13 protein-coding genes are annotated in these 15,128 nt (G+C 37.2%); 5 read left to right on the top strand and 8 right to left on the bottom strand.

Annotated elements, in window-relative coordinates:
* Nucleotides 1–89: 89 nt before the first annotated feature.
* From mtaA (METEV_RS00065) to METEV_RS00055, 3 genes are all read left to right on the top strand, one after another.
* The gene (gene mtaA / locus METEV_RS00065; RefSeq protein ID WP_013193513.1) at nt 90–1,103 is read left to right on the top strand and encodes a methylcobamide:CoM methyltransferase MtaA; all 1,014 of its coding nucleotides are present in this window, start codon (nt 90–92) and stop codon (nt 1,101–1,103) included.
* Nucleotides 1,104–1,108: 5 nt separating this feature from the next.
* Nucleotides 1,109–2,134 carry a methylcobamide:CoM methyltransferase MtaA gene (gene mtaA / locus METEV_RS00060; RefSeq protein WP_013193512.1) on the top strand — a complete coding sequence of 342 codons (1,026 nt, stop codon included), beginning with the start codon at nt 1,109–1,111 and terminating at the stop codon, nt 2,132–2,134.
* Between the two features lie 65 nt (nt 2,135–2,199).
* A complete protein-coding gene (locus METEV_RS00055) occupies nt 2,200–2,871 on the top strand; it encodes a molybdopterin-dependent oxidoreductase (protein ID WP_013193511.1) in 672 nt (223 codons plus the stop codon).
* Nucleotides 2,872–2,957: 86 nt separating this feature from the next.
* On the opposite strand, the gene tnpB is transcribed toward METEV_RS00055, so the two are convergent.
* The 6 genes from tnpB to METEV_RS00025 form a co-directional block, all read right to left on the bottom strand.
* Complete coding sequence (tnpB, locus tag METEV_RS00050; protein ID WP_049891222.1) at nt 2,958–4,085, bottom strand: IS200/IS605 family element RNA-guided endonuclease TnpB; 1,128 nt, start codon at nt 4,083–4,085, stop codon at nt 2,958–2,960.
* 128 nt (nt 4,086–4,213) lie between these two features.
* Entirely contained in the window at nt 4,214–4,678 is a 465-nt protein-coding gene (locus METEV_RS00045) for an FKBP-type peptidyl-prolyl cis-trans isomerase (protein ID WP_013193509.1), read from the bottom strand.
* A 125-nt stretch (nt 4,679–4,803) separates the two neighbouring features.
* A complete protein-coding gene (gene argS, locus METEV_RS00040; protein ID WP_049891221.1) occupies nt 4,804–6,501 on the bottom strand; it encodes an arginine--tRNA ligase in 1,698 nt (565 codons plus the stop codon).
* Between the two features lie 34 nt (nt 6,502–6,535).
* A complete protein-coding gene (gene prf1 / locus METEV_RS00035; protein ID WP_013193507.1) occupies nt 6,536–7,777 on the bottom strand; it encodes a peptide chain release factor aRF-1 in 1,242 nt (413 codons plus the stop codon).
* Nucleotides 7,778–7,937: 160 nt separating this feature from the next.
* Nucleotides 7,938–8,873 carry a 4-demethylwyosine synthase TYW1 gene (gene twy1, locus METEV_RS00030; protein ID WP_013193506.1) on the bottom strand — a complete coding sequence of 312 codons (936 nt, stop codon included), beginning with the start codon at nt 8,871–8,873 and terminating at the stop codon, nt 7,938–7,940.
* Between the two features lie 47 nt (nt 8,874–8,920).
* Nucleotides 8,921–10,498 (bottom strand): DNA-directed DNA polymerase II small subunit, encoded by a 1,578-nt coding sequence (locus METEV_RS00025; protein WP_013193505.1) that lies wholly within the window; start codon nt 10,496–10,498, stop codon nt 8,921–8,923.
* A gap of 142 nt (nt 10,499–10,640) precedes the next feature.
* Here METEV_RS00025 and METEV_RS00020 point away from each other — a divergent pair, with 142 nt between their 5' ends.
* Entirely contained in the window at nt 10,641–11,195 is a 555-nt protein-coding gene (locus METEV_RS00020; RefSeq protein ID WP_013193504.1) for a signal peptidase I, read from the top strand.
* On the opposite strand, the gene METEV_RS00015 is transcribed toward METEV_RS00020, so the two are convergent.
* Nucleotides 11,196–12,320 carry a UDP-N-acetylglucosamine--N-acetylmuramyl-(pentapeptide) pyrophosphoryl-undecaprenol N-acetylglucosamine transferase gene (locus tag METEV_RS00015; RefSeq protein ID WP_013193503.1) on the bottom strand — a complete coding sequence of 375 codons (1,125 nt, stop codon included), beginning with the start codon at nt 12,318–12,320 and terminating at the stop codon, nt 11,196–11,198.
* Between the two features lie 175 nt (nt 12,321–12,495).
* Between METEV_RS00015 and METEV_RS00010 the strand changes: the two genes are divergently transcribed.
* Nucleotides 12,496–13,524 carry a lysylphosphatidylglycerol synthase transmembrane domain-containing protein gene (locus METEV_RS00010; RefSeq protein WP_049890832.1) on the top strand — a complete coding sequence of 343 codons (1,029 nt, stop codon included), beginning with the start codon at nt 12,496–12,498 and terminating at the stop codon, nt 13,522–13,524.
* 8 nt (nt 13,525–13,532) lie between these two features.
* Here METEV_RS00010 and METEV_RS00005 read toward each other — a convergent pair whose 3' ends face one another.
* Entirely contained in the window at nt 13,533–14,771 is a 1,239-nt protein-coding gene (locus METEV_RS00005; protein ID WP_013193501.1) for an ORC1-type DNA replication protein, read from the bottom strand.
* Between the last annotated feature and the right edge of the window lie 357 nt (nt 14,772–15,128).

Below are 15,128 nucleotides of genomic sequence, written 5' to 3'. Positions count from 1 at the left end.
ATTTACATAAGGGATGGCAGTAAACAATTCAATAAATATAACTACTTAAACCAATATATTATTAACTTACAGCAGAAAAGTAGATCCTCATGAATCCAAGAGATAGGCTCCTAAACTGTCTGAAAGGAAAAAAAGTAGATATTGTTCCCGCTCTATCTGTCACCCAGACAGCGACTGTTGAACTTATGAGAATGACAGATTCAGAATGGCCAGAAGCCCACAGTGACCCAGAAAAAATGGTAAAACTCGCAGTTTCAGGACATGAAATTGCAGGTCTGGAGGCTGTAAGATACCCATTTTGTCTTACTGTGCTTGCTGAAGCTATGGGATGTGAGGTAAATATGGGTGCTATGGATATCCAGCCTTCAATTGTATCAAACCCCTATTCCAATAATTCCGATATTCCACAAATTCCCGATGACCTTGAAAAAAGAGGCAGAATTCCTGTCATGTTAGAAGTAGCTGAATTAATCAGGGATAAATTGGATGAAAATGTTCCAATTATAGCCGGTCTGGTAGGTCCCGCAACCCTTACCGCCCATTTAATGGGTACATCCAATTTTTTGATTGGGTTAATCAAAAAACCTGAATATGTACGGCAATTTCTGGAAGTCAGTACTGATATATGTATTCGCCATGCTAACAACCTCCTTGAACACGGTGCTGATGTAGTCTGTGTACCTGACGGTACTGCAGGTCCTGACCTGATTGATCCTGCTATGTTTGAGAATTTCATAAAACCAGAATATCAGAGATTCTGCAGGGACGTTAAGGGATTTAAGGTATCCCATATGTGTGGTGATATTAATGCTATACTTGAACCACTTTCAGAATGTGGGTTTGAAGGAATAAGTGTTGAAGAAAAAATAATAGATCTTCAGACTGCAAAAGAAATTCTTGGAGATAAATCAAAGCTTATAGGCAATGTTTCAACTTCTGGAACCATGTTGATGCGTAGTTATGATGATGTTAAAAACGAGGCAAAAAATTGTCTGGAAGAAGGAGTTGATGTACTGGCTCCAGGTTGCGGAATTGCTCCCAACACACCACTGAAGAACATAAAAGCTCTTGTAGATGCAAGAAATGAATACTACCAGAGATGATAAAAATGGATGAGATTACACCAAAAGAAAGAATGGTTAGATTACTTAAAGGAAAAACAGTTGATAAAACTCCGGTCGGGTCATTTACCAGCATGTCTCCTGTCGACCTGATGGAACTTTCAGGCTCACAAAGACCTGAAGCAGATAGAGATTCTGAAAAAATGGCTACATTGGCAATTTCAGCATCTAAATTTGCTGGATTTGAAACCGTGAGATATCCGTTCGATATGGTCACACTGGGTGAAGCAATGGGATGTGAAATCGATATTGGAACAAAAAAAAGAACTCCTTCTGTAACCAGTGGATTGTCAGAAGAAGCAATTAGGGAACTTGAATTACCAGAAGATTTTCTTGAAAATGGAAGAATACCCACGATTCTGGATGCATCCCGTATCATCAAAGAAGAAGTTAAAGATGAACTGCCGGTTATTATGGGTGTTGAAGGTCCTATAGACCTTGCGTCCAATATTGCAGACATAAAAACGTTTATGAAATGGTTACTAAAGGACCGTGAAATAGTCGAAAAACTGCTGGACGTGTGCACCGATGCCTGTATAGAATATGCAAATGCCTGTCTAAAACACGGTGCAGATACAGTATGTATAGCAGAGGCTGTAGCATCACCGGATTTGCTTCCACCGAGCGATTTTGATAATCTTTTAAAACCCAGATACCAAAAAATTGCAGAAAACCTTGAAGGACATCGTGTACTTCACGTTTGTGGAAAATCGGACAAAATAATACCATCTATGGTAGAATGTGGTTTCAACGGTATCAGTATTGAAGAAAACGTCAGGGACTTTAAAACAGCAGTAGAAACTGCACATAAAAACAATAATATCGTCATCGGTAATGTGTCCACCTCTCAGACATTATACAACGGAACTCCGGAACAGGTCATATCGGAATCTTTTGACTGTCTTAAAAATGGCGTAGATGTACTGGCTCCAGGATGCGGAATTGCTCCGGAATCTCCACTTGCCAACCTAAAAGCAATGGTTCAGGCTCGAAATGAATATTATAAGTCATAAGCAGATTCTGGAGAAAGTTATTTCTATATTACAGTTATATCTTTTCAGGGGGATATTACAACATTATGGGATTCTTAAAAATTATATACGCCTTTTTTTGTGTGGTTTTTTTAATACTTTTTTCTGGTTGCCTTTCATCCACTCCTTCGAATACTTATGATACCGAAATATCAAGAAATCAAACTGAAACTAAAAACTATCAGGGTGTTGATTTAACTCCGATTGACCAGCAACAGACCCGTGATATAAAAGGAACACCAAACATCAATATTGAATCCTACAGGCTACAAATAAACGGAATGGTAGAAAATCCTGAAAACTTTACATATGAACAGATAAAATCCTATCCCAATGTTTCAAAAGTCATAGATCTGAACTGTGTAGAAGGATGGAGTTTTACCGCAAAATGGACTGGTATTCCTTTAAAGACCCTGTTCAATGAAACGGGTGTCAAAGATAATGCCACAAATGTGGTTTTCTATTCTGCAGATGGGTATTCCACTTCACTAAAACTGGACTATTTAATGGATAACAATATCATTTTAGCCTATAAAATCAATGATGTTATCCTGCCACGTGACAGAGGGTTTCCTCTACAGCTGGTCGCTGAAAGTAAATATGGTTATAAATGGGCTAAATGGATAACAGAAATCGAAATTACAAACCAAAGTTATGAAGGGTACTGGGAAAAAAGAGGCTACAGCAACAGTGCCAACGTCAGTGGACCAAGTTTTTGAATAGTGAACTACCACTTGGCTAAAGACCAAGTGGCTTCCTGTTTCATCCTTTTCCCTTATGGGAACAAGTCCACAGGCTCTACCCCTCATCCCGAAGGTGAATTGATGCCTATTAGATTCTGTTTATCCAGTGTGAATTTTTTAATGTTAACTGATGCGTTGATGTCCCTATCATGTATCGTTTTACAGTCAGGACATTCCCATTCTCTGTCTTTAAGTTCTAAATCCTGATGATAATATCCACATACATGACAGATTTTGCTTGATGGGTCGAATCGTCCTATCTTGATGATATTTTTACCGTACCATTCTGCTTTATACTCTAATTTCTGAACAAAACTACTCCATGAAGCATCGGTTATATGCTGTGCCAGATTATGATTTTTCAGCAGTCCTTTTACATTCAAACATTCCAGTGCTACAGCTTGGTTCTCGCTTATCAACCTGGAACTTAATTTATGCTGGAAATCTTCTCTCTGATTAGCAATTTTCTCATGATATTTTGCTATCTGATGTTTCAGTTTCCTGTAATTGTTAGAACCCTTCTTTTTTCTGCTGAGCCTTTTCTGTAATACCTTCAATCTTTCAATTGAATTTTTCAGGTATCTTGGATTATCGATTTTTTCACCGTCGGATGTTACAGCGAAATCCTTGATTCCTACATCGACTCCTACTGTATTAACTTCGTAGAATGTCTGTTTTTGTGGTAATTGTTTGTCGTCATCGACTAAAATACTGATATAATATTTTCCTGTCGGTGTTCTTGTTATAGTCGCAGTCCTTTGTTTACCATCAAAACTTCTATGCAGCCTTGTTTTTATCCAGCCGATTTTAGGTATGTATACTTTATTATTCTCAAAATCGACTTTATAATACTGAGGAACAGAAAACGATTGAACAGGGTTTTTCTTGGATTTAAACTTTGGAAAACCTAATTTTTCTCTGAAAAACTTGGTAAAAGCATTTTCCAGGTTAAGAGTAGCTCCCTGTAATGATTGTGAGTTAATTTCATTCAACCATTCATGATCTTGTTTTAATACCCTTATCTGTTTGTTCAATTCAAATCTTGATATTGCTTTACCATCCTGCTCATAATATTTGATTTTGTTCTCCAATGCCCAGTTGTATATGAACCTACAAGCTCCTATATGTTTTGCGATTAACTCCTGTTGGATTTGGTTTGGATACATACGATACTTGTAAGCTTTTAACATACCATAATTATTATGATTTAACATTATTTATATGTTAAGTTATATATTGGACGGTATTCAGCCCTGATGCTGAAGACATCAGGGTTTTCTACCTTCCATTATTATAAATAAAAAAGAAAAAGGAAAAATTAGGATTGAGATTCGGTTTCTTCATCAGATCCGGATTCATCAATCTCATCGATTTTTACTTTAAAATTCAGTACTTTACCAGCCAGTGGATGATTAAGGTCAAGAGTTACCTTTTCTTCTGTTACTTCCAGTACTTCTGCAGGAATCTGGGATTCATCAGGCAGAGTAACGAGTAACATCATTCCGGGTGTTATTTCCTGGTCATCAGGAACTTGTTCTTTTGGAACATCTCTTGTAAGATCGTCCCTTGGTTCACCATAGGCTTCTGAAGGCTGGAGCTGGAATTGCTTTTCTTCTCCTTCTTCCATGCCCTTGATTGATTCTTCAAACCCTTCAATAATCTGTCCGGAACCTATTTCAAATTCAAGTGGTTCACCGTGGTTTTCGGTGCTGTCAAAAACAGAGCCATCTTCAAGTGTTCCTTCATATTCTACTTTTACTTTATCTCCTTGTTTTACAGGCAATATATCAACTCTTTAGTTGTGGATTCTTCCACAAAAGTTTAAAAATTTAGTAAGGTTTGTTTTCTGTATTACAAACTATATAACCAATTGTCTAATTTCATCATATATACAACTTGTGGGTGTGTTTACATCGATTCAGGCGCACTGATACCAAGTATATAGAGTGTGTTTGCAAGCATAATACGGGCACAATCAACAAGTCCAAGCCTTGCATTCCTAACCTCATCATCTTCAGCACTATTTACCGGTACATAGCGGTAAAACTGATTAAAATCATCAGCAAGTTCTCTTGCATAGGTAGCCACTGTATGAGGTTTTAATTCTTTTGCAGACTGGTCTATCATCTGGTCAAATTTTGCCATTTTCTTGATTAATGCCACTTCATCATCTTCCACAAGAACTGAAGGGTTTACTGCATCTTCTGGGTTCCAGAATGTTTCTGCCTTTTTTAAAATATTACAAGCACGTGCATGAGAATACTGAATATAAGGTCCACCCTGTTTTTCAAAATCAAGTGCTTTTTTCCAGTCAAAAACAGTGGATTTTTCTGGAGACACACTTATTATATCGTACCTTACTGCACCCATACCAACCTGATCTGAAATTTCTTTTTTAAAATCAGCAGGCATGTCAGGACGGCGTTTATCAACTTCCTTGTAAGCCTGAGATTTTACCTTATCAAATACATCATCAGCCGTTATAAATTTGCCCTTTCGGGTGCTCATTGACCCTTCTGGTAGAGAGACAAATTCAAAAATTACAACTTCAGGCTCTTTTTTATCGAGTAAATTCATTGTAGCTTTCAATTGTGACGATACTAATTTATGATCTGCTCCAAGTATGTCAATTACTCGGTCTGATTCTGCACTCTTTTGTTCATGATAGGCAAGGTCACGGGTGGTGTACAATGAGGTACCGTCTGAACGCTGGATTACAAGTTGTTTCTCAAAACCATAGCCTGAAAGGTCAACAACCAGTGCACCATTATCCATTTCTGTATGTCCTGTGGATTTAAGTTCATTAACAATCTTTGAAACAGAACCGTTTCTTATAAATTCAGATTCATATACAAACTCATCATGTGAAACGTTAAGGGTTTTTAGAGTCTGTTTTGTTCCCTCAAGTGAATATCTGACAGATTCATCAAAAATTTTGATGGTGTCCTCATCTCCGTTTTCGACCATCTGCATGAGGCTGTCGATGTCCTGCACTTTAGAAGTATCCTTTTCAAGTTCCTGATTCGATTTTATATACAGGTCGGCTATTGCATGGTCGCTCTTTTTTGATTCATCAAATCCGAAGTTTTTAAGCCCCCATGATACGATTGCAATTTGTCGACCTATATCATTAACATAATACTGGGTTCTGACATTATAACCGGCATGTTTGAGTACGCGAGATAGAGTATCACCTATAACCGAATTTCTAATATGTCCCACATGCAAAGGACCGTTTGGATTTGCAGAGGTATGTTCAAGAATAATGTCACCACTGCTGAAATTACTGGCAAAATTTTCTTTTTCTTTCCTGATTTTTAAAACCGTGTCATCCAGATAATCACGTTTTGCCCAAAAATTCAGATAAGGTCCTGTAACCTCCATTTTTCCAATATATGATTTATCACCTATTACCGCAGTATTACCAATTTTTTCTGCTATATCCTTGGGATTTTGCCGGTATTTTGACGCCAGCCTAAACGCTACATTTGAAGCCACATCAGAATGCTGGGATGCTTCCACATACAGACTATCAATCTCGTATCCAAGTGATACAACGGCATCATTTAAAATTGATTCTACCTGTTTTTTTAACTCCAAAAACAAAAAATCACCCAATAAGCTATTCTTTTAATAAAAATTAGATTCCGGTGTTATACCGCAATATAGCCACGATACCACCAAACGCATTCAAAAGCTGTGAACCTTCTTCAAATTCGGTTGATATAAATTCTACTTTTGCTCCTGTCTGGTCTGCCATAGTAGAAAGGTCTTCAACAATATCGATACTGTCAACAAACTCAAAAGAACCACCGCATTTTGGGCAGGTTCCATAATCTGTCACCTGACCTGATGGTTTGCGTGTAAATGAGGTCTTATATCCACATGAACTACACCGGATAATATCCCTTTCTGACTTCATATCCTCAGAAATTAGCAATGTATTAACGGCACCAATTTCAAGATTCTTTCTTACAGTCTCTTCACCATATGCAGCTTTACCGGATTCAGCAATCAATTCATTGAAAAACTGCCTCATAAGCTTTTTTTCTTTCATCAGGTCTATGTCAGCCAGTTTATCGGTTGCAGCATTAACAAGTTCGGATAATCCGGATTCATCTGTATAGGAGACATCAAACATTCCCAGTATTTTTTTCTGGATTTCATGGTGAAGAAATTCACCTTCTTTGAACTCTTCTTTGGTGGGAGATGGTCCGCCTATAAGTACACCTTCAAAGTTTTCCTGGTCTACATTCAGGAAAACATCACTTGCAGCTTCACCTATACGTTTATTAAAATCATGGATTGCTATCAACCTTAATTGCTCAAACCTGTCCGCACTCTGACCTCCTTTTTTCTGTTTTCCGGGAACTGTAGAAGTCAAATGTCTATGCGTTTCTATACGCTTTCCAACAAGCAAACCTATAGTAGCCTCCCGCCTGTCAAGCACAACCAGACCATAGGTCTTGCTTTCCTTGAGCATATCTTCCATTGGTTCCAAGAAAAAGGATGAATCACAGTGATATCTGTAAGTAACAAGTTGCTCAGGCGGCTCAATAACAGTGGTCTCCATATTGGTTTTGTTAGCCCCGACATCAACTGCACCTGTGAAAAATACAATACCGTTTTCAGGTACTTCTTCCAGATATTTAAGTCTGGAGACCAGTGAATCAATTGCACCCTGTACATTAGTCCTGGTTACCTTGGATTTGATATTTGATGCCTGTCCATATTCATCTTTAAGCTGGGATGTTACTTCAGATATAGGTTTGTCCGGTGGTAGATACAGGGATATTAATTCGGTACCTCTTCCCTTTTTATTCCTTAATTCTTCAAGTTTTTTCTTGAATTCGTATTTGTCATGTGCTGATTGTTCTACCATATTATAGGTACTCCGTGATTAACTTGAATTTGTGATAATAATGTGATTTATTAATTAGCAAAATAATTGCATCAGGCAAAGAAACGGGTTTTATATTGTCACAAAAGGGTAAACCTTGTTCTATAGTCGTTTTCCCTATGTGATTTACTATAGATATAGGTTATGACTGTCCTGGAAGTGGTTCTAAAGGTCTTGATAAAAGAACTACACGACTGATTTCAACATTATCTGCCACTTCATAATCCAGATAGTCAGCGATTTTGCTTGCAAATGCATATACCTCATCATGAGAAGGCATGGATTCACGGGAGAGACGCCCACGGGAAAATCCAAGATGCATATAAGCCTTGATTTCAACAAAATCAGGTTTTGCTGTATTAATCAGTTCTGCAAAACCTTCAGGATTATACATGTTTACACCTTTTATAAGGGTAATCCTGACTACTGTTCTGACATCTTTGCTATACAGATTAGAAAGTGATTTTTTTATATTTTCCCACAATTCAGGAGATTCAGGATTGCATACTTCTAAATAGGTGTTTTTATCAGGTGCATCCAGACTGAGATAAAGTTGGGTTGGTCTTATCCTTGTTATCATTTCTGGTCTGGTACCGTTGGTTACCACAAAGGTAGTTATGCCCTCCTTTGTAAATTCATCAATTAACTCTGGAAGGTAGGGATAGAGTGTCGGCTCTCCAGAAAGGGATATAGCTGCATGTTCAGGTTTGTTGGCTTCCATCCAACGTTCTCTGGGAGCTGAACCTCCAAAACCAGAAATTAGTTTACGTTGGGCGTATATAGAAGACCCCATTATTTCAACTGGAGAGTCCCATTCTTCAGGAGCCGGTACTTCAATTTCAGTAGGACGCCAGCAATGAATACATTTTTGATTGCATAAAAGCGTGGGGGTCATCTGTATACAGCAGTGGGACTTTATACCGTAAAATCGTGATTTATAGCAAGCTCCCTCGTCTTTAATAGAGCGTTTGAGCCAGAGACATGTCTTTACCGCTGAATGGTTACCTACCAGACTGTATCCCTGATTTTTTAAAAGGGTCCTGAAATCTGGAATATTATTGTATATTTGGTCGGGCATTTTAACTTTTATTTAAGATTTTAGATATATAAAACAACCGGGATGATTTAGTTGAATTTAAGTATGGATGTTTTCATATTCGAGAGGTCAACCACCGGAACTCTGGCAGGGTCGGGAACCAAGTTTACTCTTTTCTGAAATTCTGTTTGTGACTGCCATGTACCAGAATTAATTAACAGAACGTTCTTGTAGGGTTCAACACCTACTGTATGTACATGTCCACAATGGAGTATATCAGGTATCTGATTTATTACAAAATGGTCATGTTTTTCAGGTGCAATTGAAACTCTCCCTCCATAGATGGGAGAAAGATGTCTGAATTTCATCATTTCAACCATTGCTGTAGTTGGTTTTTGATAGGATACATGAGGTACTGATGCAACAAAATCATCGATAGAACGACCATGATACATCAATACTTTAACACCGTCAAGGTCAACCATTGCTGGATTACCCACAAAAGTGACGTTTTTCGGGAAATAGGATTTTAATTCTTCCCCAAAACATGGCTGAGGTTCTGCCTGTCTTACTGCATCGTGATTTCCCGGACCTATAATAACCGTGATATGTTCAGGTATCTGTTTGAAATATTCAGCCGCTTTCCTGTACTGCTCATATACATCCGGTATAGAAAGTTCCTTATCCTGACCTGGATATATTCCTATACCATCCACAAGGTCACCTGAGACAACAACATACCTAATATCATTTGAGATATCCTGCATTTTTTTGTCATCAATATACCCGTTCAAAAAATCGATAAATCTCAACCACTCATCTTCAAGGAATGTCGAACTGCCTACATGTACATCAGAGATAAACACCGCTTTACCATGACTGCCTTTGTTTGTGAAATTGGTATTGGGAAGGTCGGGCAACGTGAATTTGGACGCTATTAACAATTTTTTATCGTTGGTCAGCATCCCTGTTACACCAACAACTTCGTCCAGAACAAATGAATTTGCCTGTTCAAATAATTCTTTATCTGCTGTGCGTACCAGAACAGAAAGTGAACCGGTGTTGTCCTCTATTTCAATAAGCTTATGACCGTTTGTGGTTGTTCTCACATCTGATATCATACCTATAACAGATACTTCATCATTGTTTCCCCCATCACCCAGTCTTCGGTTTTTGGTAAGGCTTTCTACTGGTCTTGCATTAATTCTTCCACGTATTATCTCACTAAGTTTACTGTATCTATCTCTAAAATACTGTACAAATTCCATATATTCTCCGACACAGGTCGACTGATTTGTTATATCAGAAATTACTTTAACCGGATTGGCTGTTTTTCCTGATAAATCGGGTGAAAACGATGATTGTAACTGGGAAGAATGGGTAACAGGGGATGCATTAAAAGGTTCAGATGAACAATTTAGTTCTGGTTCTGCCGAATTCTCAGTTACAGTTGATGTATCATTTTCTGAACCATTTCCATTATGGGATAAAAAACCATCAAGGTCTATATCATCAACATCAACAACAAGTACAGAATCATCGATGTTTTTGAGAACATAATCCACCAGTTCATCCTGTGAACTTTGTGATGCTATTAGCTCGGCTGCATCCGGACTAATCTGGTAACCTGCCTCTGCAAACATTCTCAAAACATCGGTTTCGCTCATAATAGACCCTTATTTACCAATTGAATATAGGGGTATTCAAATCCTATTAGTATTTCGTTTGAATTTATTTGTTTTTTATAATAAACTACTCATTAAAAGTTACTTATTTAAATAAAGCAACTGTATGATTCAGTGAGGTTTTATGAATTTAAAAGATGCAATAAATTCTTTCAGACATAGTGATAATTTCTGGGTATCTCTTCTTAGGGATATTACAGTAGTATTCTTAGCTGTGGCTATATTTGCATCTTTTTCACAAATTGTATTTGGAATGTGGACCCCAATGGTTGCTGTTGAATCAGGTAGTATGGAGCCAAATATTCATGTAGGCGACATTATATTTGTAGAAGATATAGACCGGACACAGATACAAACGCACACATCAAGCAACAACTATACATCATTTGGTAACGAAGGGGATGTGATTTTATACCAGCCCTACGGGAGAGAAGGCGTTACACCGGTTATACATAGAGCCATGTATCACGTAGAAAAAGGTGAACCCATGTGGAACGGCGGACCTTCTGCACCCTACAACGGCTATATTACCAAAGGAGACAACCCGAATACAAATAACCATTTTGACCAACAGGGCTCTATAAGCTACCATCGTCCGGTAAAGGATGAATGGGTAATCGGTGTTGCAAGATACAGAATACCATATATAGGATACCTCAGGCTGATAGTACCCGGATAATTACTCACGGTTTTCCAGCATTTTCATAATTGCTACTGGACCATCAAGGTCTTTACTAATATCCTTTAATTTTTGTGTGTTTTCTTTAAATTTACTGTTATCAGTTATTTCCTTAATACAATGCAAAAGTTCTTCTGAAGATGTGGAATAATTCAAACATCGACCATAACCCATCTCATCAATTACCCTGGCATTATTTTCCTGTTCGCTGTGGTTCATATCAGGGAATGATAATACAGGTACACCAAAACTCAACGCCTCCATGATAGTGGTATGACCCCCCGGAGCGATTACAGCATCTACACTTTTAAAATAAGGGAAAGGTTCACTATAAAAATCCATAACACCAACGTTTTCCGGGAGATTGGAGTATTTTTCCGGGTCAATAGTAGGACCCATCATCAATGTATAATTGATACTGCTGTCCTTTTTTGCTGTTTCAATCACCTTTCTGAATATAGGCTCTCTGTATCCAAAACCACCCACAGCCGATAATATATGAGGTTTATCAAGGGGTTTGGCTTCCACTTCATGATATTTTCTTTTTATCAATGGTCCGCTATAAAATACATTTTCAGCTATTTCTGGTTGAAACGAGAGGTTATATTGACAGATAGTATAAGGCATGGGAAAATCAGGAATTACAATTTTATCCACTTTTTTAAAAACTGTGCTGTAAAAACGTTTTACAATTTCGCCTATTAGTTTATATGGGACACCTTTGTTTTTGAAAAATTCTTCCATATTTGATTGATTGATTATAAAATACACAGGTAACTTTTTGGCTTTTGCCGCCAGTACACCCAGATAGTAACTGTCCGAGACCACTGCATCAGGATTAAATTCATTAAACAATCTAAAAATTCTTGGGGCACCCAATAAATCACCTTCTTTAAGCGTTGCCCCGATTGATGCTTTCAAATCAAGTGATCCTGATCTGCCAACAAGCCTGATTTCAGACGGTATTTCACGTGTCTGATAACCACTTCCTTCAATAAATTCTTTGGAATATCCATACGCTCCAAATAGAACCTCATGGTTTGCAGATGTTAGTTCCCTTCCAAGAGAAACACAGCGACTTGTATGACCCAATCCTTCACCACATACCAGTATCAATATTTTCATTTGGCAAAACCTCTTTTTGTTATACAAAAATACAAATTCTTAAAATTATATTAACATCCAGCATGCATTTAACAAAATATAAATACATGTTATAGCAGTTTTTTTATATTTCCATACTAAAGGATGAACATAGAATGCTAATCTAACAAAACATAACAATTAAAAAATGTGTCCCATGAACAAATTCGGTAAATGGTTACCTCTGTCTCTTTTAATCAGTTTTATCTCGATAATAGTAGTACTCGTTTTTACCGTCGACCCTACTACATTTGAAATCATAAAAGAAGTCAAAACTGAATATTTATTGTTAGCTGTAGCTTTACACTCTTTTTCATATGTCATATGGGGTGCAAGGACACAATTAATGTCAAATGCCCTTGGGCATAAAACTAAACTCATTAGATGCATTGAAATTGTAACTTCAAGTACATTTGTGGCAGCCCTTACTCCTTCTTCAGTTGGTGGAGAACCATTAAGAGTTCATCTCCTGTATAAAGAAAATCTTCCAGTTGGACGTGCAAGTGCAGTGGTACTGGGAGAAAGAATAATGGACGCCATTCTGATGCTAACATTTGCTCCTTTTGCGTTATATATATTCAGAGATATAATGCAGGATTCCAAGATAGATACTATATTTGCAATAGGTCAAATCTTTATGGCTGTAATTTTAGTATTGCTAATATATACAATATGGAAACCGGAAAAAACAAAATCTGGAATGCATTATATTGTTGATAAAATTACAGGTTTATTAGGGAAAAAATCAGAAGGTAAACATCATAAATTAATTGAGCAGATAGACCATGAACTTGAACAGTTCCATGAAAGCCTTGTAACGTTTTTAAAAGACGGAAGAAGAGGTCTCCTTTATGGTGCTGGATGTACTGCACTTTTCTGGATTGTCGAGTTCACAATGCTACCTGTAATTTTACTGGGACTCAATCAGGAACCACAGCTTTTACTTGTTTATGCTGCACAGGTATTGCTAATACTTCTTATAGTTATACCTGCTACTCCAGGTTCCAGTGGTATAGCTGAACTGGGTGCCACAACTCTATTTTCGGTTTTTGTACCGTCTTCCATACTTGGAATTATTGTAGTCGCTTGGCGAGCTCTTACATTTTACATGAACCTTGTTGTAGGAGGTATTATCAGTTTTAAAATTCTAAAAGATACAGATATAATGAAAAAAATGATGAAATAACCTGTATCTTATAGATGGGTCTGACTGGTTATTACAGGTTTGAAGTTTTCAAGGGGTTTTAATTTATAATCTTCAAAAAGAACTTCAAGAGTACTTTCCACAGGAACACTTAAATCGATTTCCTTGGTTCTTCCGTAGCGTCCTTTACTTACAACAACAGCATTTAAAATTCCAAGCATATCCAGTTCTGAAATAAGGTCGGTTACCCGTCTCTGGGTAAGTATATCCATATCGATGTTTTGGGACAACTGGCGATAGACGTTATATACTTCACCTGTGGTTACATTTACATAACCATTTTTCCTGAGCAAAATAACACTATAGAGTGCAAGTTTGGACTGGGTCGGCAGTGTTCGAACCACCTCTACAATACGGTCGTTTTCTATCTTTTCCTGTGCATTCCTTACATGCCTTTCCTCTACCACCTGTTTACTTTCACGCTCAGCCAGTTCACCGGAAACTCTTAAGAGGTCAAGAGCTCTCCTCGCATCTCCATGTTCCTGTGCAGCAAATGCAGAACACAAAGGAATAACCATATCATCCAATACACCCTCTTTATAAGCCATTTCAGCCCTCTGGTGAAGGATATCGCTTATCTGTTCAGCATCATATGGGGGAAAAACAATTTCTTCTTCACCAAGTGAACTTTTAACTCTGGGGTCAAGAAATTCTGTGAACTTTAAGTCGTTTGATACACCGATAATACTTACCTTGGAATTTTTGAGGTCTTCATTGATACGGGATAAATTATAGAGAACATCATCACCTTTTTTAATTAACTTATCAACCTCATCCAAAATTATAATTAAAACCTGTTGTTTGGAATCGATTGTCTCTTTAAATTTAGTAAACACCTGATCAGTGGGCCACCCTGTCATGGGAATGTCTTCACCGAACTGCCTTGCAAGATTCGCCACAAGACGGTACTGGGTATCGATAATCTCACAGTTTATATATAAAACACTGCAAAAAGTATTCAGATTTTCACTCTTTTTTTCCAGTTCAAATCCAACATGTCTTGTAGCAGCTGTTTTTCCAGTACCTGTTTTACCATATATGAGAATATTTGAAGGGGTATCACCACGAAGAGCGGATACAAGTATTGTAGCGAGACTATTAATTTGTCTATCTCGGTGTGGTAAAAATTCTGGTGTATACGATGGCCTCAAAACTTCCTTACTTTTAAAAATAGATTCGTTTTCCAGTAATTTATCAAATAAATTATCCAGCGGATCATCGTTTTTCATTTTAAATCCATCCTATCATTTTAATCACATACCTTACATCTGATTTTAATTAATATACCGTACACCATCCGGTAGGGTACCCTAGCACATTAAAGATACTAAAATACATATTATCAACTATCTAACTGCTTTAATTCCAATGGAAGTAAACCTTATTAATGCTTATGGTTAAAACCCCTTTGTTTCAAGTGGGCTTATAAAATGAATTTTTCATTTTTAAAAGTTCAAATATATAATATAGGTTCTACCCACCCTCCCCATTATTTCTACTGGAGAGAATATAATAAACATAGAGATCTATGTTTATTAAAATATATAAAAAAACAGGGTAATATTAATTTAATCTCATAATATTTA

The organism is Methanohalobium evestigatum Z-7303, assembly GCF_000196655.1.
GTDB classification, from domain to species: domain Archaea; phylum Halobacteriota; class Methanosarcinia; order Methanosarcinales; family Methanosarcinaceae; genus Methanohalobium; species Methanohalobium evestigatum.
This window is presented reverse-complemented; position numbering and strand designations above follow the sequence as displayed.

Excerpts from the sequence above, each read along its gene's own strand:
- mtaA (WP_013193513.1), top strand. The coding sequence starts at position 90 with ATGAATCCAAGAGATAGGCTCCTAAACTGTCTGAAAGGAAAAAAAGTA.
- mtaA (WP_013193512.1), top strand. The coding sequence starts at position 1,109 with ATGGATGAGATTACACCAAAAGAAAGAATGGTTAGATTACTTAAAGGA.
- METEV_RS00055 (WP_013193511.1), top strand. The coding sequence starts at position 2,200 with ATGGGATTCTTAAAAATTATATACGCCTTTTTTTGTGTGGTTTTTTTA.
- tnpB (WP_049891222.1), bottom strand. The coding sequence starts at position 4,085 with ATGTTAAAAGCTTACAAGTATCGTATGTATCCAAACCAAATCCAACAG.
- prf1 (WP_013193507.1), bottom strand. The coding sequence starts at position 7,777 with ATGGTAGAACAATCAGCACATGACAAATACGAATTCAAGAAAAAACTT.
- twy1 (WP_013193506.1), bottom strand. The coding sequence starts at position 8,873 with ATGCCCGACCAAATATACAATAATATTCCAGATTTCAGGACCCTTTTA.
- METEV_RS00025 (WP_013193505.1), bottom strand. The coding sequence starts at position 10,498 with ATGAGCGAAACCGATGTTTTGAGAATGTTTGCAGAGGCAGGTTACCAG.
- METEV_RS00020 (WP_013193504.1), top strand. The coding sequence starts at position 10,641 with ATGAATTTAAAAGATGCAATAAATTCTTTCAGACATAGTGATAATTTC.
- METEV_RS00015 (WP_013193503.1), bottom strand. The coding sequence starts at position 12,320 with ATGAAAATATTGATACTGGTATGTGGTGAAGGATTGGGTCATACAAGT.
- METEV_RS00010 (WP_049890832.1), top strand. The coding sequence starts at position 12,496 with ATGAACAAATTCGGTAAATGGTTACCTCTGTCTCTTTTAATCAGTTTT.
- METEV_RS00005 (WP_013193501.1), bottom strand. The coding sequence starts at position 14,771 with ATGAAAAACGATGATCCGCTGGATAATTTATTTGATAAATTACTGGAA.